At 45.7% G+C, this 18,150-nt stretch carries 12 protein-coding genes and 1 tRNA gene; 6 read left to right on the top strand and 7 right to left on the bottom strand.

Going from position 1 to position 18,150, the window contains the following annotated elements:
• The first annotated feature begins 68 nt into the window (after window positions 1-68).
• Both QUA77_RS18920 and QUA77_RS18915 read left to right on the top strand, forming a co-directional pair.
• Entirely contained in the window at window positions 69-1,544 is a 1,476-nt protein-coding gene (locus QUA77_RS18920; RefSeq protein WP_333451780.1) for an NAD(P)/FAD-dependent oxidoreductase, read from the top strand.
• A gap of 620 nt (window positions 1,545-2,164) precedes the next feature.
• Window positions 2,165-7,642 carry an AAA family ATPase gene (locus QUA77_RS18915; RefSeq protein WP_333451778.1) on the top strand — a complete coding sequence of 1,826 codons (5,478 nt, stop codon included), beginning with the start codon at window positions 2,165-2,167 and terminating at the stop codon, window positions 7,640-7,642.
• A 409-nt stretch (window positions 7,643-8,051) separates the two neighbouring features.
• Here the strand turns inward: QUA77_RS18915 and QUA77_RS18910 are convergent.
• The 3 genes from QUA77_RS18910 to QUA77_RS18900 all read right to left on the bottom strand — a co-directional run bounded on the left by QUA77_RS18910 (window position 8,052) and on the right by QUA77_RS18900 (window position 11,499).
• Window positions 8,052-8,138: transfer RNA gene (locus QUA77_RS18910), tRNA-Ser, on the bottom strand.
• Window positions 8,139-8,198: 60 nt separating this feature from the next.
• The gene (locus QUA77_RS18905; RefSeq protein WP_333451777.1) at window positions 8,199-10,808 is read right to left on the bottom strand and encodes a ComEC/Rec2 family competence protein; all 2,610 of its coding nucleotides are present in this window, start codon (window positions 10,806-10,808) and stop codon (window positions 8,199-8,201) included.
• A 211-nt stretch (window positions 10,809-11,019) separates the two neighbouring features.
• Window positions 11,020-11,499 carry a DUF4079 domain-containing protein gene (locus tag QUA77_RS18900; RefSeq protein WP_333041247.1) on the bottom strand — a complete coding sequence of 160 codons (480 nt, stop codon included), beginning with the start codon at window positions 11,497-11,499 and terminating at the stop codon, window positions 11,020-11,022.
• 211 nt (window positions 11,500-11,710) lie between these two features.
• Between QUA77_RS18900 and QUA77_RS18895 the strand changes: the two genes are divergently transcribed.
• The gene (locus tag QUA77_RS18895; RefSeq protein ID WP_333451775.1) at window positions 11,711-12,799 is read left to right on the top strand and encodes an endonuclease/exonuclease/phosphatase family protein; all 1,089 of its coding nucleotides are present in this window, start codon (window positions 11,711-11,713) and stop codon (window positions 12,797-12,799) included.
• Between the two features lie 828 nt (window positions 12,800-13,627).
• Here the strand turns inward: QUA77_RS18895 and QUA77_RS18890 are convergent.
• Window positions 13,628-13,966 (bottom strand): DUF1815 family protein, encoded by a 339-nt coding sequence (locus QUA77_RS18890; protein ID WP_015176985.1) that lies wholly within the window; start codon window positions 13,964-13,966, stop codon window positions 13,628-13,630.
• Between the two features lie 156 nt (window positions 13,967-14,122).
• Between QUA77_RS18890 and QUA77_RS18885 the strand changes: the two genes are divergently transcribed.
• On the top strand, window positions 14,123-14,251 hold the full coding sequence (locus tag QUA77_RS18885) for a hypothetical protein (RefSeq protein ID WP_333041245.1): 129 nt from the start codon (window positions 14,123-14,125) through the stop codon (window positions 14,249-14,251).
• A gap of 32 nt (window positions 14,252-14,283) precedes the next feature.
• Here QUA77_RS18885 and radC read toward each other — a convergent pair whose 3' ends face one another.
• The 3 genes from radC to QUA77_RS18870 form a co-directional block, all read right to left on the bottom strand.
• Window positions 14,284-15,015 (bottom strand): RadC family protein, encoded by a 732-nt coding sequence (radC, locus tag QUA77_RS18880; RefSeq protein ID WP_190736147.1) that lies wholly within the window; start codon window positions 15,013-15,015, stop codon window positions 14,284-14,286.
• A gap of 122 nt (window positions 15,016-15,137) precedes the next feature.
• On the bottom strand, window positions 15,138-15,761 hold the full coding sequence (locus QUA77_RS18875; protein WP_333451772.1) for an excalibur calcium-binding domain-containing protein: 624 nt from the start codon (window positions 15,759-15,761) through the stop codon (window positions 15,138-15,140).
• Between the two features lie 446 nt (window positions 15,762-16,207).
• Window positions 16,208-16,450: a hypothetical protein gene (locus tag QUA77_RS18870; RefSeq protein WP_333451770.1), complete on the bottom strand. Its 243-nt coding sequence runs from the start codon at window positions 16,448-16,450 to the stop codon at window positions 16,208-16,210.
• A 240-nt stretch (window positions 16,451-16,690) separates the two neighbouring features.
• Between QUA77_RS18870 and QUA77_RS18865 the strand changes: the two genes are divergently transcribed.
• Entirely contained in the window at window positions 16,691-17,707 is a 1,017-nt protein-coding gene (locus tag QUA77_RS18865) for a succinate dehydrogenase/fumarate reductase iron-sulfur subunit (RefSeq protein ID WP_333451768.1), read from the top strand.
• Window positions 17,708-17,801: 94 nt separating this feature from the next.
• On the top strand, window positions 17,802-17,990 hold the full coding sequence (locus tag QUA77_RS18860) for a chlorophyll a/b-binding protein (protein ID WP_006634850.1): 189 nt from the start codon (window positions 17,802-17,804) through the stop codon (window positions 17,988-17,990).
• Window positions 17,991-18,150: the final 160 nt, after the last annotated feature.

Here is an 18,150-nt window from a genome sequence, read left to right as displayed (position 1 = left end):
AAATAACAAATAACTCATAAATAAATAACAAATAACTAACAGATAGCTAACAACTGACTTCTTTATTTATGCTTGACTATGATTTAGTGATTATTGGTGGAACTCCGGCCGGACGTTATGCTGCTTTGACTGCAACTAATTTCCCGGCTCGCGTTGCTTTGGTGGAACCGCTAAGTAATTCCCAAGATTCGCCGACTGGGGGGAAAGAGTCGATCGACCTTGGTTTGAGATACAGCCAAACTTTGAGGGAGGCTGCTCGTTTTGCCCAGCAGATCAGCCGCCAGCAGTTGGGGGTGCGTTGGGAAGTCGCGAATTCCTCCATGCCGCTCAAATTGCGGTTTGAGGGGGTTCTCAAGTGGGCAGATGATGTTGTTTCTAATTTGTCAGAAATTGATTCTCTCGGCCTTTTGGCTGCTCGCGGGGTCGATGTTATTTTTGGCAACGGCGAGTTTGTTGCGAAACCGGATTTGGCTTTTGTTGTCGGCGGGCGTTCATTGCGATCGCTCTGTTATTTGCTGGCTTGTCCAACTCTGCCGACGATTCCTAATATTGAAGGACTTTCATCTGCTGGCTTTTTTACTTCGGAAACTGTTGGGGAATTAGCAAAACTTCCACAGTTGCCTAAAAGTTTGGCTGTAATTGGCGCAGATCCCAGCGGTGTTGAAGTGGCTCAGACTTTTGCTCGGCTGGGGGTTGCTGTCACTTTGGTAGTGAAAAGTTCGCACATTTTGGCTAAAGAAGACCGGGAGGCTGCTGGGTTGGTTCAAGCTGCAATGGAAGCTGAGGGAGTGCGAATTCTGACTGCTACTGAGGTGACTCAAGCGAGGGTGATTGATGGTAAGAAGTGGATTCAAGCTGGGCCAAGGGCGATCGAAGCTGAGGAGATTTTTCTGGCCGCCGGTAGAGGACACAATTTTTCATCGTTAAATCTCGAAGCGGCTGGGGTTAAATTCAGCGATCGCGGGGTGATTTTAAATGAAAAGCTGCAAACAACTAATCACCGAATTTACGCGATCGGCGATCTTGCTGGGGGTTATCCGTTCCCTCACATCGCTAATTGCGAAGCTGCGGTTGCTGTGAAAAATGCTTTGTTTTTGCCGATGTTTCAAATAGATTATCGCGGGATTCCTTGGGCGATTTTTTCTGACCCGCAATTGGCGAGGGTTGGCTTGACTGAAGCGCAAGCAAGGCGCCGTTTTGGAGACGATCTCATTGTTTGTCGGGAATATTTCAAGAATGTTGAAAGAGCTCAAATGTCGGGGGATACAACTGGTTTTTGTAAGATTGTCGGGCGTCGCAACGGGGAGATTTTGGGAGCGAGTATTGTGGGGCCGCAAGCTGCTGAGTTGATTCACGCGATCGCCTTGGCTGTGCGTCACGGGATGAAGGTTGAGGCGATCGCCGAACTTCCTTATATTTGGTCGAGTTTTTCGGCAATTAACGGTCAAACTGCTGCTGTTTGGGAGTCGCAGCGCTTGAGCAGCAACACTTTTATGCAGAATTTGTGGGAGAATTTGTTTCACTGGCGCAGGTATTGGAAGTAAAAAAATCCAAGGGGTAATTGGTAATTCGTAATTGTAAGTATGTGAGTGGCAAAATATAATTGACTTGGGCTACTTCCATAGTCTACTTATGAACTTTGGCATTTAATGCCTGATTCACTTATTAGAGTGGGGCAGCTTGTTGTGGCATCTCGACAAATAATTCGGCTGGCGATCCCATGAATCCCTATTTATCCCAAATCTGACACACAAACTCAATTTTCTCTGCTTATAGCTTTAAATTACGCTCCGCCCGAATTGTATTAATGACATTAAATTATCACCTAAACTATAGATTAACATTTAATAGGCGATCGCATACAAGCATCGGTGTCAAAAATACTCTTAAGTACCTGATTAGTCTCTTAGATTCCTCTTCTATCAACTGCTGTCCTTCAATCAGCCTTAGCCTCCTTCATTTTCTACTTCGTCTTAACTCAAGTATAAACAGCTCTTACATAAACAATTCAAGTATTGTTTTAAACTCGTGCTTTCATAAGTTGAACCACAAAGTATATTAAGAAAAATGTAATAGAATAAATACCACAGCAGATAGAGCGACAATAGTAGATATCAACTCTCAGAAACTTCAGGCTTTATAGAAGTAGTAGGAATACGTAGGTATGACTAGCATCACAAATCTTGTTCTAGGATATCACATAAACGAGCAAATATACGCAGGTAATCGAACTCTAGTTTATCGTGGCATTCGCTCGGAAAATGGGCAGCCAGTCGCGATCAAACTGCTGCGAAATGACTTTCCCCGCTTCAACGAACTGGTTCATTTTCGCAACCAGTACATCATTGCTAAAAACTTAGATATCCCTGGCAGTGTTAAGGCATACAGCCTGGAGACTTACCATAACCACTATGCTCTGGTGATGGAAGACTTTGGCGGAATTTCCTTAAGTAACTACCTTGCTAGTCTCACATCCGATAACAACGAACCTCTAGAAGGCTTGCCCGTTAACGAGTTTCTTCCCATTGCCATTCAAATTGCCAACGCCCTTGACGGACTTTATCGCCACCGAGTCATCCATAAAGACCTCAAGCCCGCCAACATTCTGATTAACCCCACCAGCAAAGAAGTGAAGCTGATTGACTTCAGCATCGCTTCCCTGCTGCCTCGCGAAACCCAAGAAATTCAAAATCCTAACATCCTCGAAGGCACTTTACCCTACATATCTCCAGAACAAACTGGCCGGATGAACAGGGGTATTGACTACCGCACAGATTTCTACTCTCTAGGAGTAACATTCTACGAATTACTAACAGGAAAGTTACCATTTCAAACAGATGATCCAATGGATTTGGTACACTGCCACCTCGCCAAACAACCTATCCCAGCCTCAACGATCAACCAGAGTGTTCCATTGGTGCTGTCTGAGATTGTCAGCAAACTGATGGCGAAGAATGCTGAAGGTCGGTATCAAAGCGCCCTAGGACTCAAGTTTGATTTGGAAACTTGTTTATCCCAGTGGCAAGAGACAGGGACGCTGACTAACTTTAAAATAGGGGAGCGAGATTTGTGCGATCGCTTTACTCTTCCAGAAAAATTATACGGTAGAGAAAGGGAAGTGTTCTCCCTGCTAGCGGCCTTCGATCGCGTCAGTGGGGGAAGCACCGAAATGATGCTCGTTGCCGGTTTCTCCGGCATTGGCAAAACCGCTGTTGTCAACGAAGTTCACAAACCAATTGTGAGACAGCGAGGATACTTTATTAAAGGCAAATTCGACCAATTCCAACGTAACCTTCCTTTTAGTGCATTTGTCCAAGCTTTTCGCGATTTAATGGGACAATTGCTGTCAGAAACAGATGCTAAAATTGAAGAATGGAAGTTAAAAATTTTGGCAGCTTTGGGCGATAGCGCTGGGGTGATAGTTGAAGTCATTCCCGAACTAGAACGTATTATCGGCTCGCAACCGCCAGTCCCAGAACTTTCTGGCAGTGCCGGTCAAAATCGCTTCAATTTGTTATTGGAAAAGTTTATTCAATTATTCACAACAAAAGAACATCCTTTAGTGATTTTCTTGGACGATTTGCAATGGGCAGACTCAGCATCGTTAAAATTAATTAAACTGCTGATGAGTGCTACCGATAACTGCTATCTCTTATTAATTGGAGCTTATCGAGATAACGAAGTGTTTCCAGCACATCCATTGATGCTGACCTTAGCAGATATTCAAAAAACTGAAGCAAAGGTGAATGCGATTACCTTAGCTCCGCTCGATCGAGCCGACGTAAATAGTTTAGTAGCCGATACTCTAGCTTGTTCTAGAGCGTTGGCTCTGCCTTTGACAGAACTCGTTTATCAGAAAACCCAAGGCAATCCATTTTTCAGCACACAATTCCTCAAATCTTTGCATGAAGATGGGCTAATTAAATTTAATTTTGAAGAGCGGTATTGGCAGTGCGATATTGCCCGACTGCGAACCTTGGCACTAACAGATGATGTAGTAGAATTTATGGCACTTCAGTTGCGAAAGTTGCCAACCCAGACACAGGAAGTTTTAAAGTTAGCTGCTTGTATTGGCAATCAGTTCGATTTAGGGACTTTAGCAATTGTTGATGAAAATTCGCCCGTAGAAACCGCAACAGCTTTATGGAAGGTACTAGAAGATGGGCTAATTTTACCCATTACCGAAGTTTATAAGTTTTATCAAGCAGAGGGGAATAGCAAAGCGGTAATCGGTAATGGGAAGGAAACTGACCAATTATCATTTACCCATGACCAATTACCCAAATATAAGTTTTTACACGATCGCGTCCAACAAGCAGCCTATTCTCTCATTCCTGAAGACCAAAAGCGCTCTACTCACTTAAAAATAGGTCAACTGCTGTTAAAAAATACGCCAGAAGCAGATCGAGAAGAAAGAATTTTTGATATTGTCAATCACTTAAATGTGGGAGTTGAGCTAATTACCCCGGAGGCAGAACGGGAGAAATTAGCACGATTGAATCTGGTTGCTGGAAAGAAAGCCAAAGCGGCTACTGCCTATCCTGCTGCGGTTGACTATTTCAAGATTGGCAGGGAATTACTGACAGCAAATAGTTGGCATAATCAGTACGAAGTAACATTAGCGTTGCATACCGAAGCAGCAGAAACGGCCTATCTAAGCGGTGACTTTGAGCGGATGGAAGAATTGGCATCAGTTGTGGAAAGCTGCGCCAAAATGCTACTGGACAAAGTGAAGGTATATGAAGTACAGATGCAAGCTTACATGGCGCAAAATAAGTTACAGGAAGCGCTGAATACGGGACTACAAGTTTTAAAACAGTTGGGGGTAGAGTTTCCCTGCGAGCCAAATCCGTCTGATATTGGGCAGGCATTAGGGGAAACCGGGTCAATTTTGAGCGGAACGCGAATTGAGGACTTAATTGAGCTGCCTCAAATGAGCGATCTTTATAAACTAGCAGCTATGAGACTTTTATCAAGTATCTTTGCTCCTGCATACATTGCTGCTCCTGCACTGTTGCCTTTGACTGTGTGCAAACAAGTACAATTATCAGTCCAATATGGGAATGCTTCTGTTTCTCCCTTTGCTTACGCCAATTATGGTTTTCTTCTTTGTGGAGTTGTGGAAGATATTGATTCAGGTTATCAGTTCGGTCAATTGGCTTTAAGTCTAGTGTCAAAGTTAAATTCTCAAGAAATCAAAACAAAGACAGCCTTCATAGTAAATTTATTTATCCGACATTGCAAAGAGCATCTCAGGGAAACCTTAGAGCCTTTGGTGTCAGCTTACTCTAGCGGACTGGAGGCAGGAGATTTAGAATATGCCGGCTATAATTTATTACAGTCTTCCTGTTCAGGTTACTATAGTGGCAAAGAACTGAATCTCCTTGAAAGAGAGATAGCAAGAAACAGAGATGCTATTCATAAAATCAAGCAAGAAACAGCGCTTAATTATATAGAAATTTATTGGCAGGCTATCTTGAATTTGCTGGGGAGAAGTGATAATTACTACCTTCTAAAGGGTGAAGCCTGTGATGAGCAGATGAAGTTGCCATTTTACCAGAAAGCGAACGATAAAGTGGGAGTTGCATACATATATTTAAACAAAATTTTACTTTGTTATTGGTTTGAAAAATACTCAGAAGCGATTGATAATATCGCTCTAGCAGAGAACTATTTAAATGCAGTAATAGGAATGCCCGTTGTTCCTGTTTTCCATTTCTACGATTCTTTGGTGCGGTTGGCGGTGTATTCTGACACTCCACACTCAGAACAAGAGAAACTTCTCGACCGAGTACAAGCTAATCAAGAAAAAATGCAGAAATGGGCACATCATGCCCCCATGAATCATCTGCATAAATTCTATCTAGTAGAGGCAGAACGGCATCGGGTGTTAGGCGAAAAAATAGAAGCGCTTGAGATGTACGACAAGGCTATTGCCCTCGCCAAAGAGAACGAATACATCAACGAGGAAGCTCTTGCTCACGAACTAGCTGCTAAATTCTATTTAGAATGGGGTAAAGAAAAACTGGCAAAACCCTATTTAATTGATGCTTACTATGCTTACGCTCGTTGGGGAGCAAAAGCAAAGATTGACCATCTAGAACAGCGCTATCCTCAATTGCTTGCTGTGATCCTGCAACAAGAGCGAACTCGCCAGAATTCGTCGAGCGAAACAATTCACACATCCACCCATAGTGAATCATCCGTATCTAACACGAATAGAACAATTATCGGTAGCACCAGCAGTTGGGGCTTAGTAGATTTGCCGACAGTTATCAAAGCTTCTCAAGCTCTATCTAGCGAAATTAAACTCGATCAATTGCTCACTACCCTCCTGCAAGTGGTGGTGAAGAATGCCGGAGCACAAAGCGGAGCATTAATGTTGAATGAAGAGGGAAACTGGAGGCTCAACGTCCACTGCACAAACCGTCAAGACTGCCTTCTGCAATCAATTCCGGTTGAGGAGAGCGAAGTAATTCCTCTGAGCCTGCTCAACTACGTCAAACGTACAAAAGAAACCCTAATTTTTGATGATGCGAGCAATCAACCAAGATTTGCATCTGACCCCTACATAATCCAACACCAACCTCAGAGCCTGCTTTGCACTCCCATCAGCGAGCGAGGGAAAATGATCGGGATTTTGTATTTGGAAAATAATTTAGCAACAGGGGTATTCACGGGCGATCGCGTCGCCATCCTCAATATCCTGTGCTCGCAAGCAGCAATTTCCTTACAAAACGCCAGACTGTATCAACAATCCCAGGAATACGCCCAAAAACTAGAGCAGTCTATCCACGATCTCAAACAGATGCAGTTGCAATTGGTACAGGGTGAGAAAATGTCTGCTCTCGGCAATTTAGTCGCAGGGGTAGCCCACGAAATTAACAATCCCGTAGGCTTTATCGCCGGCAACTTGCAGCCTGCTCAAGAATACGTGGGTGATTTATTCAATTTGATTGATTTGTATCAAGAAAATTTTCCCAATCCGGGAGGGGAAATTGAAGCAGAAATTAAGGATATGGACTTGGAGTATTTGCGAGAAGATTTGCCCAAGTTGATTGGCTCAATGAAGGAAGGAGTCGATCGCATCCGCAATATCAGTACGAGTTTGAGAACGTTTTCCAGGGCAGATAGCGATCGACCAGTTTCTTTCAATATTCACGACGGACTCGAAAGCACTCTCCTGATTCTCAAGCACCGTTTAAAAGCGAGCGAGTTCCGCCCTGCCATTGAAGTTGTGAAAGAGTATGGTAACTTGCCCTTAGTGAAATGTTTTCCCGGACAGTTAAACCAGGTATTTATGAACGTACTGGCAAATGCCATTGACGCTCTGGAGGAGTCAAATAAGGGACGCATTTTTCAGGAAATTAAAGTCAGACCTAATCAAATCACGGTTCAAACTGCTCTGAGCAAAGACCAAAATCAGGTTTTAATTCGCATTAAGGATAATGGAGTGGGGATGTCGAATGAAGTCAAGGAAAACATCTTTAACCACTTATTCACAACCAAGTCTGTGGGTCAAGGAACCGGATTAGGATTGTCTATAGCCCACCAAATTGTTGTGGAAAAACATGGAGGTACATTAGTGGTGAATTCCTCCTTGGGGCAGGGTTCGGAGTTTGTGATTTCTATTCCAGTATGAGCAGTTCGTGCTAGGCTTTAACGCATAGAACACCGCCTCCAAACTCGGAACCCCGTTATTAGAAGAAAGAGGACACGGGTAACGGGCAACAGGCTCTCTTGCTCTCAGGCTAGGAACTAGCGACTACAAACTAGGGAAACAAAGAATCTAGACTAATTCCCCCATCATCCGCCCGCACCTTATTCGTGATTGAGACAGCGGTTTGCAACTGCCCGCTTTACCAACACTCTTCCCTTTTTTTGTGCCCTGTTTAGAGTTAAGAGTTTCCTTGAGATTTTAAGCCTCTACCTTACCGAAATGAAAGCAGCTATCATGCTACTGAGATTTTGGAGTTAAATTTCATAATATGATAAGGCGCGCGCACCCTAGGTTAATAAGGTGCGCGCTTGACGCTTGACGCTGAGATGTACGGAGAGGGTGGGATTTGAACCCACGTTAGAGTTACCCCTAAAGTAGATTTCGAGTCTACCGCATTCAACCGCTCTGCCACCTCTCCAATTGATTTGAGATGTGAGCTAAAAGTATTTTACCGCACAGTGCGCCAGATTGTAAATCTTTATAAAAAAGAAGTTTGATTTTCTTCAGATTCCAAAGTGGTCTTAAATCCCCCTGCTGGAGTCCACTGGAGAGCTCCGTCGCGCCCTGTCCAGAAAATCTGGGTTTTGCTTTGACGCAGTTGGGCTGCGGTTTCTGGGTCTATTTCGTCAGCAGATGCGATCGCCACTTGCGGCCCAACTGCGCCCAATAACTCAGCCGTCAGGGCTTTTCCCGACCACCACAGCACTTGAGCCGGCTTCAAGGTTCCCGTTGCGACCAATTGTTTTTGCGCCTCCGGTGTCATTTCACCGACGAGCAACCAAGTTCGATTTCCCACCAGGAATTCTACCACCGGAATCTCCGCATTCACCAACTGCAACCGCGTCGAACCCAGATCAACTGTACTGTTAGTTTCTAAAGGAAAGTAAACGCCTTGGCGAGATTGCACAGCCGTCATAAATTCCTGATTGTTGCCGCGGTGAATTTGTTTCGGAGCCTTGTTATCATAAAATGTTTTAATTGGCAAGCGTTCTAGTAATTTTCCCCAACCACTGCTCAAACCTAAATGACCGTGAGTGGCGATCGCAAAATTCACAGAATTAACTCCTTGCTGCTGCAAAAAAGGCAACACTGTAAACCTTACGGTATTTTCATCACCGCTATTAATTAGCGCCACTTTTCCCCTATCTTGAATTACTAAAACAGGTTCGCCAGATGTCGCCAGCAAAGTAACTTGAAACAAAGATGCTTGAACGTGCCAAGCTGGCAAAACTATGATACTTATTCCCGCCACCAGCGCCAGCGGTAAAATCCAAGCCGCAGAAAAAACCGGCAGCGCAATAACTCTGCTTTTCCCCTTCTTCCCTTTCCCTTTTTCCTGGTTTTTCCCTCTGACTGCTTCCGGGTTCCGTCTTTTTTCTTCCTTCCTTTTTCTATCCGTTACATCCCGTACATGGCTCGTTGCCGAACTTCGCCCGATCCAAACCCAGCAAATTAAACTGTAAAGCGCTATTAGTTGAAACACTGATACTTGACCGACAGCTACCGAATTACCAGGTAATTGCGAGAAATATTGGGCGATCGCAATTAACCCCTTTGCCGGATAATCGAGCAGTTGCGCTAAAATACTGCCAGCCGGCGGAAAAATCAATCCCGCTAAAGCGCTAACCATCCCCCCAATACTCAAAATCCACAGCAAAGGAGCCGCAATAATATTAACTAAAATGCTGTAAGGTGATACCACACTAAAAACATAAAGTAACAGCGGTAGCACCCAAACTGAAGCGGCGATCGGAACCACAACAATCGAAGCGATCGCGGGAGGCATCCAGTCCAACTTTGCCATCAGCGGGGGCGTTGTCACGATTAACCCCAAAGTCGCCAAAAAACTCAGTTGAAAACCTAAATCCCAAATCCACAAAGGGTTAACCAGCAGTAAAATAGTAGCAGCGATTAACAGCAATCCCAGCGGCTTAACTTGGCGGCTCAGCACCAAAGCAAATAATGTTCCAAATCCCATCAAAGCAGCACGGCATACTGAAGCTTCAAAGCCAGTTAATGCCACTAGCAAAAATAAAGCACCGACGCCAAAACTAAATTGTAATTGTTTGGAAAAACGTCTGGTCAAACCTAGAACTAAAGCCAAAACCATTGAAACTTGCGTGCCGGAAGCTGCGATCGCGTGGGCCAATCCAGCCTGCACAAAATAGTCGCGGATATTGTAAGGTAAATCTACTGCTTGTTTGCCGAGGGCGATCGCACTTATCAAGGGCCCTTCGGGAACATTTAACTGCGATAGTTGCGATCGCACGATCCGCTGCCGCATCGCTTGAATTTTCGATGGCTGCATCCCGCTGGGCTCCAAGAAAGCAGCCGTTTGGCTGTTAACTCGATTTACATCCGCAATCGCCTTTTCTCTCGTCCAGTCAATTTGACGACCTTTGAGTCCGACAAAAGCCCCTTCTCTGGCTAAATATGCTTGAAAATCAAAAGCCCCTGGATTCGACGGCGGCTGCGGTTTGTACAAAGAACCCACAACTGCGATCGTATTGTCGGCGTACAAACCCGTTGCTTGCAGCAGCGGCACTGTAACGTAGAGTTTGCCGGATACTGGGCGGTTTACGACTGCTCCTCCCTCGCCGCCGTTGATTTCGCTAACTAAATCTGTTTCTAGCCAAAATTGCGATCGACCCGATCGAGTCAATCGAGGCGTACTGACAACTCTACCGCGAACTGTCACCGCCACTTCTTGAGTGTTCCCGCCAGCCGGAATCAGTTTGCTGATGTCATCTACTGCCGGTTGGGGCGATCGAACTGCAAAATAAATGCTAGCTAGAAATGCCACCAAACCCGCCACTGCCCACACCCATTTCGCTCTCGGCAGCCTTTCCAAAAAACTCAACTCTTCCCTCGTATCTAATGGCTCTTCTAGAGTATTTTCCTTTTGTCGGCTGCGTCTTTTCTTAGTAACTTTTACAGAATTTAGAGTAAATTTTCGCAACAATTTCGGCATGGCGATCGCCACCGCTATTCCCAAAGCAAGTATCCCGTATCTCCCCCAAGGAACCGCTGTAGAAATCAATCCCAAAATGTAGGCAAGACAGAAAATGGCACCCGTTGCTTGATTCATTAATTAGTAATTCAGAGGGGGAATATTTCAGGGAAACCGATGCAGGAATTATGCAATACTTACCAAATAAACCGGGTTTTTCAATCGGAGTAAAAAGCTAAACGCCGTGTATTTAGATAAAAAACCCAGTTTCTGGCTACCCCTGCGTAAGTTATGGGAAAATTTCTTTCCTTACATTCTTTCCCTTCCCCTTCCCCTTCCTCTTCCTCTTCTAAATAGACAGCCCCAATTTTAAACCGAAAGCCGCGTGCAGCACCATAAGTGCAAGGGCCGTCGTGCCTAAATAGGCGTGAACCGCGCGCAGTGCTAGCTTATTGCCCCCAAAACCCGTTAGCGAAATCAAGCTGCCAACAGCCAGCAAAACCAGCACTGCCGAACCCGTCCAAAAATGCGGACTTTCCATGACTGGCTGGTGCTGCATCACCAGCGACAGCAAGCCACCTGTATAGCCCAAAGCTAGAAACAGAAACATCCAGGGTGCAAGCTTGCGGTGATCCGAGCGACTTTTGAGTGCGACATCTTTATCGGCGGCCAAACGTCCCTGCCATCCCGTATACCCGACAAAACTGCCCATCGCCACCACCACGATCCCCATCATTACAGGGTGTCCCCAATGGGTAATTGGTTCGGGAATTCCCAGACTGCGAAATTGACTGGCGATGGGTTCTAGTAGTTCGCTGAGATTGATCATTTGCTTGAGATTCCTAACTTTGCGATCGCTAATTTTGCTTTAACCAACAACTTACTCTAAATAGCAATATTATCGATCGCGATTTTCCATCACTGTTTCCAGCCAGAAGTCTGTATAAAATAAAAGAGCCGGACACAGGAGAAGTGTATTCCCTAGCATCAGCCGGGGAGCGCCCATTTCAGTTAATTTGAGCTGATCACAATCCAGTTTTTTGTCCCCACACCCGCAAGAGGATGCTATTGCAGACGGCGCTATGATTAAGCCTTACCGATTTTTGCAGCGAATTGCTCAACTGCTCGCCTACGCTTACTCCGCACTGATTGTCAGCTATCTGATTCTGAGACTGATCTTTTGGGACAGGCTGTGGCCGATTGCCTTGATGGGGGATTTTGTTCCTTGGATTTTCTTGCCAATCTTCCTGCTGCCAATTCTAGGGTTTTTTATCATAAAGAAACGCTGGTTCGCGATTGTTTCCTCTGTCGCTGGCATCTGTTTGCTGGGTTGGCTACACGTCACCTACTTTTCTCCCCAGCAGACGAACATCAGTGATTCCCAGCCAACCCTCAAGATTTTTTCTCTCAACCTCGGCTGGCATCACAAATCCCCACAAGCTTTGGTCAACCTAATTGAAGAAGAAAAACCAGACCTCATTTGTTTGCAAGAAATTAAGGAGGATTACGCCAAAGAAGTATTCTCTAAGTTGGCCGCATTATACCCGCACAACCTGGGGCGCGGATACCATGTGATTCTCAGCAGATATCCCATTCGCTCTTTCCAAAAGTTAAAGCTAGCGGGTGGGAACGAACCACAGGAACGAGCTATTATCGCAATGAACCAGCAAGATGTAGTTCTTTATAACATTTCAACCACCCCACCGTGGTTTCGCCAGCATAAAATTTTGCCTTTCCTCAAAATCCCAGTTTACGAGTACGGCGACCGACCGGCACAAATTCAAGATTTAGTGCGGCGACTCCAGAAAGAAACGCTGCCGACTATTGCTGCCGGGGACTTTAATCTGACTGACCAATCTCAAGACTACTATTATTTGAGAGCCGTTATGCAAGATGCTTTCCGAACAGCAGGAGTGGGTTTTGGCTTTACTTTTCCGCACGGGTGGGATCTGAGTTTACTGGTTAAACAGTTAAACTGGAAATTAACTTTTCCCCTGGTGAGGCTTGACTATGTTTGGTATTCTCACCACTGGGGGGCAAAATCAGCCAATGTTTTACCGCCAATTGGTTCAGAGCATCTGCCGGTGTCGGCCCAACTGCGGATGCGACCGGAATTTGGACGAGTGTAGGGGGTTGGCAACACTTTGGTGGGGCAACCACAAGGGCATTGGTATCAATTTAAGCTCCGCGCCGTGATGCTGTTGGCGAATCCGTGAAGGGTGACATTTTACATTTGCTCCCGTCGCACCCCTCTTAGAGCGTGTCCGGATAATTGCCCGCAATTAATTTTTCTATCCTTCTTCCTCTTTCTTCTTCCTTTTTGGCGTAGTTGGCGTCTTGGCGGTTCATTATTAAACCCCCCAAAGAAACAAAGTATTGATTCGCCAACAGTCTCATGGAATGCGCGATTATACAAACAGGGAATTTTAGACAAATGAAGATGTTTTCAACCAAGCACAGACGAATGGCTCGAATTAAGCCTTACTGGCTTTGCACTTGACTGCTGAATCGCCCGTATGCCATAGCCCTGGGTCTGCGCTTCACCCAATCTTCACAGCCTCATTCTCACTCTGGATGTTAAATCCTACCTGCCTGCTCAAAGTTAATTTCAATTCCTTGACTTTTGAATGCCAAAGTTAGAAATTAACATCGCAGCCGACGAACACTCCCACTTCTACATTTTGCTAATCGCTCTCAAGGGAGAACCAACTGCTGAAAAAAAACTAGAGGTTCCAAGTTTGAGACTTCTGGCATAAAGTATGCCGTCTGCCCAGGCTCACTTCGATAGACTGAGCGCTAAACCGTCTGAAGGCACCCTGATAGCACCCTTGTCTGTTGAGCAGCCATCGCTGTGCACCTAAATGAACCCTCTCAACTAACTCGCTGGGGATTCGGTTTTAGCAGACAAGCACCCACTTTCTTGCGTCGCCTTCCTCGGAACCGTGCAATCGCTACACTCACTGCGCCGTCGCTAAAGTAGCTTCCGAAGGTTGGATTTGATACTTTACGAGATTTGCCAGTTCTTGTAACTGATTAATCGCTTCTGCACCTTCTAGTTTCATCAGTTCGCGGTCGTCCCGCATCTCAGTCCAAGTGATACCGTAATCTGACACTAAAAATCGAATCAGATGGTTGTCCGTCAAACTGACCATAAATGAGGCACTGTTCATCTGACCCCCGCAAGTGTAGCAGGATGCCAGATAACCCCGATGCTCTAGCACGATCGCTAAAGCTTGAAGGTTCATTACCAAATCTTGAACGAATTTACGGTGTTGTTCTGCAAGTCTCAGAAACACAGTTCTCCTCCTATCACCACACCGTGTATTTTACATCCCATTTAATAATTTCTTAATAAGTGGGTATTTAGGTGCTGGTTCAGTATACGTTTAGTATGCTCAAAAAAAATCGGATTAGCGACCTCTTCAGCCTACCTATACTAGATTAACCGAGTTGTGATCGAAACGAAGTATCAGCAGCGACATTCAGCCAAAACAGGCTCTAGCGGGGTACTCCAGCCGGAAAATTTGCCTGCTGTCACGGGTGATTCAGCCGTCGGAGAGCCCAAAGATACAAATAACTAATGATAGTAATGAAATTAGTTAAGTATAAGAGTTCAATCACCCTGCGGGTACTCGTCCCAAAGCGTCGTCGTCTGCCGCAAGCTCCGAAAATCGCCATTCCCCAAAATCAAGTGATCCAGCAGCGGAATCGACAAAAACTGCGCTCCCGCCAGCAACTGCCGCGTCAAAGCAATATCCTCCGGGCTGGGTTCCACAATCCCCGATGGGTGATTGTGCGAGATAATCGCCCGCGTCGCCCCCTGGCGGATCACCTCGCGAAAAATATCCCGTGGGTGAGCCAAAGTTTCCGTTGCTGTGCCGATCGTAATTACCTGAGTACCCAGCAGCCGATTTTTTACATCCAGCAACACCACAGCAAAACGTTCCTGAGACTGCCACATCAAATCCTGACTCAGGGCATCCGCCGCCGCTTGCGGAGAGTCAACCACAGCCATTTCCGGCGGCCGCGACTGAAACACCCGCTTCCCCAACTCCACCGCCGCCAAAATCGAAGTCGCCTTAGCAGGGCCAATCCCGTGAATCTGCGTCAACTCCTGAACGCTAATAGTGCGTAGCACAGCCAGAGGATCACGGTGGTGCAAACTCAACTGATTTAAAATATACTGTCCGAGCCCGACGGCGGAAAGCTTGCCGGGTCCCTGACCAGTACCCAGGAGAATCGCAATCAATTCTGCAGTCGCCAAACTTTTCGGGCCACCCGCCATCAACCGTTCCCGTGGCCGTTCACTCGTTGGCAAATCGACAATTCTCAAGCTGTAAGTCATAGCTGCACCCGCACCGCAAGCTCAACAATTAGACAATTTTAGCCGATCGATTTGCGTTCTTCAATTCGTACAATCACCCAAAAAAGCCTTCATCATTAACCGAGGCTGTTGGCAGAGCAAATCTAACCTAGCGTTTCGCAAGCGATCGAGTCTCGATCTCGATCGAGCTTAAACGGATCGCCCGGATATGCCTCTAAAACTCGCTGCGCTTCAGCTTGAGTCGCAAAGTCAGAACAGTTGCAATCCGAGTTAACGCAACTCGGAAAATCGGCACTTTTAACCTTCGCTTTAGAAGACTCGTCAATAACTTTCTTGGTGTCTTTCTTTGGCTGCTGTGCATCAACAGCAATCTCTGCGGTTCGTTCAACAGATTTGACCGAAGATGGCAATTTGCGATCGGGCCTTGGTTTGGCAAGTGGAGATACCTCCGCAGAAATGGCAGGTTTCGGTGTTGGTGTCGGCGTTTTCACAGTCTCCGGCTTCAGTGTCGGCGCTGCCGAAAGCGGTGACGGCTTAGCGGTTTGAGAGGATACTAGCGGATCGCTTGGGGCCGAAAGCGCCACCGAAACTTCCTGAGACGGAGGGGGTGCGGTGACGCCAACAAGTACAAACGAAGCCGCCATCAACCCGCCGTACATCGCGATCGATCGCTTGCGGGTTGGTGCGCCCACCCATTTCGGATTAACAATACCCAGAAAGAAGGCAGGTATCGACAATAGAAAGCTTAAGACGAAAAAATTAAACATCGCGACTTTTAACAGTAAAAAAGAGAAGTAATCCAGGACGCAGAAACCGGGTTTCTTTTCCCAAAATCCGAGGTGAAGCACGAAGGATATATGTTTAAACAACCCGATTTCTTTAATTTCTGTGCGTAAGTCCTGAGAAGTTAACTTCCTTATTTATCAGCAAACAACTCACAAATCCGTAGGATTTACTTCGTAAATATAACCCTAGACACCGGACGCTGGTGAAACTCGGTTGGTGAGTGTATTTTTCCTTACTAAACCCACGATTTTTTCCTACAGTTCGCGATCGCACTCCGACGCCTATAAACCGGGGTTTTTAATTGCAGTAAATGAGTAGAACCAAGTATTTTTATTAAAAAACTACGTTTCTCGCCCTAACCGGGCGTAAGTCCTGGTAAAATTTCTCGTAATGCTGGCAGAAAAGTGAGATGCATACCCAGCTACGTTCAGCGCAAAGGTGCGCTTACCGTAAATTCTGGCCATTCAGTTGAGGCCAGCAGCCCCGAGGAAACTGGTTGCGGCGGCTTAGGTGCTGTAACTCCAAGCAAAAGGAACGAAACTGCCATCACTCCGCCGTACAAGGCAGCCGAGCGCTTGCGATTTCCCTGTCCCACCCATTGAGGATTTAGCAGACCCAGACAAAAAGCCGGCGTTGAAAACATGAAAGTTAATACAAACAAGCTGGACATAAGGCACCTCCGACTCGCAAACTGCAGCGATCAATTACTGTTCTCTCCACTTAACATCTCAAAAAATCCGCTAAAAAAAGTTATAATTTAGAATTTATGACTTTGGACTTATTGCCTCTTATTAAACAATAATAAAAATGCTTAAATCTCTTACTTTAGATAGTGGTTTAAAAAAATAAGAGCTTTTTACCGAACCCGAAAAATCAGCTTAAAATAGAAACTAAATTCCTCACTCAAAATATGAAAGTCCGCTTTAACGTAGTCCGCCAAAATCAAAACGAGGCTCCCCGGGTTCACACTTACACTCTAGACGTTGAAGAGAGCAATACTATCCTCGACTGCCTCAACAGTATTAAGTGGGAACACGACGGCACTTTAGCTTTTCGCAAAAATTGTCGCAATACAATTTGCGGCAGTTGTTCTATGCGAATTAACGGTCGATCGGCATTAGCTTGCAAAGAAAATGTCGCCAGCGAACTCGCAAGACTGCAAAAAATAGCTGATTCCAGCTCAGCAGAAAAGCCGGCCGATTTCATCCCAGAAATCACCGTCGCCCCAATGGGAAATATGCCGGTAATTAAAGATTTGGTTGTTGACATGACCAGTTTTTGGGACAACCTAGAAGCAGTTGAACCATATATCAGCACAGCCTCGCGAGCAATTCCAGAACGCGAATTTCTGCAAACTCCAGAAGAGCGATCGAAACTCGACCAAACTGGCAACTGCATCCTCTGCGGCGCTTGCTATTCGGAGTGCAACGCCCGCGAAGTCAATCAGGAATTTGTCGGCCCCCACGCCCTCGCCAAAGCTTACCGCACGATCGCCGACTCCCGCGACAGCGAAACCGAAAATCGACTGGAAAAATACAACGAAGGCACCGCAGGCGTTTGGGGATGCACCCGCTGTTACTACTGCAACTCGGTTTGTCCGATGGAAGTTGCGCCGATGGATCAAATTGGTAAGATTAAACAAGAGATTCTCGATCGCAAAGACGACCAAGCCAGTCGATCGATCCGCCACCGCAAAGTTTTAATCGATCTCGTCAAAGAAGGCGGCTGGATAGACGAGCGCAAATTTGGCATCGAAGTAGTAGGAAACTACTTCCGCGACGTTAAAGGTTTGCTGAGTCTGGGCCCCTTGGGTTTGAGAATGATCGCTCGCGGCAAGTTCCCGCTGTTTTTTGAACCTTCAGAAGGTACTGAAACCGTGCGAAATCTGATCGAATCGGTTCAAAGTTTAGAAAAGTCAGCAGATTAGTGATCGGCTGTCATTTTCCTGGTAAATTACAAGTTGTGCGATCGCAAAGCTTCCCAAAAGTCATTACTCAAAACTCAAAACTCAAAACTTTTAAATGACTGCTAAAACTCCTCCCTCCCCAAAACCGACAACCCCAAATACCCCAAAACCAGAACCAGCCTTTGGGTGGAATGCCTATGCAGAACAAATCAACGGCAGATTTGCGATGGTGGGATTCGTGGGACTTTTGCTGCTAGAATTCTTCACCCGCCAGGATTTTTTTACCTGGCTGGGTTTTCGTTAAATTAATCTAAATCAAGAAGGGAAGTTGAAAATTTATAGCTCTTTCAACTTCCCTTCTACTTTTAAGAGTTATTTAAAATACAGTAGACCTCTTGCGAAAGTCTCAGGCGATGGCTAATTTGTCTTCAAAGAAAGTTCATAATTATAAATACCAGCTATCA

Origin of the sequence: Microcoleus sp. K5-D4 (genome assembly GCF_036704575.1) — a bacterium.
GTDB lineage: Bacteria > Cyanobacteriota > Cyanobacteriia > Cyanobacteriales > Microcoleaceae > Microcoleus.
The sequence above is the reverse complement of the archived record's forward strand: the minus strand, read 5'-3'. Positions and strand labels throughout refer to the sequence as shown.

What these genes read in the sequence shown, in the direction of transcription:
- radC (WP_190736147.1), bottom strand. Translation starts at nt 15,015, where the DNA reads ATGACTTACAGCTTGAGAATTGTCGATTTGCCAACGAGTGAACGGCCA.
- QUA77_RS18860 (WP_006634850.1), top strand. Translation starts at nt 17,802, where the DNA reads ATGACTGCTAAAACTCCTCCCTCCCCAAAACCGACAACCCCAAATACC.
- QUA77_RS18920 (WP_333451780.1), top strand. Translation starts at nt 69, where the DNA reads ATGCTTGACTATGATTTAGTGATTATTGGTGGAACTCCGGCCGGACGT.
- QUA77_RS18870 (WP_333451770.1), bottom strand. Translation starts at nt 16,450, where the DNA reads ATGTCCAGCTTGTTTGTATTAACTTTCATGTTTTCAACGCCGGCTTTT.
- QUA77_RS18875 (WP_333451772.1), bottom strand. Translation starts at nt 15,761, where the DNA reads ATGTTTAATTTTTTCGTCTTAAGCTTTCTATTGTCGATACCTGCCTTC.
- QUA77_RS18905 (WP_333451777.1), bottom strand. Translation starts at nt 10,808, where the DNA reads ATGAATCAAGCAACGGGTGCCATTTTCTGTCTTGCCTACATTTTGGGA.
- QUA77_RS18865 (WP_333451768.1), top strand. Translation starts at nt 16,691, where the DNA reads ATGAAAGTCCGCTTTAACGTAGTCCGCCAAAATCAAAACGAGGCTCCC.
- QUA77_RS18900 (WP_333041247.1), bottom strand. Translation starts at nt 11,499, where the DNA reads ATGATCAATCTCAGCGAACTACTAGAACCCATCGCCAGTCAATTTCGC.
- QUA77_RS18915 (WP_333451778.1), top strand. Translation starts at nt 2,165, where the DNA reads ATGACTAGCATCACAAATCTTGTTCTAGGATATCACATAAACGAGCAA.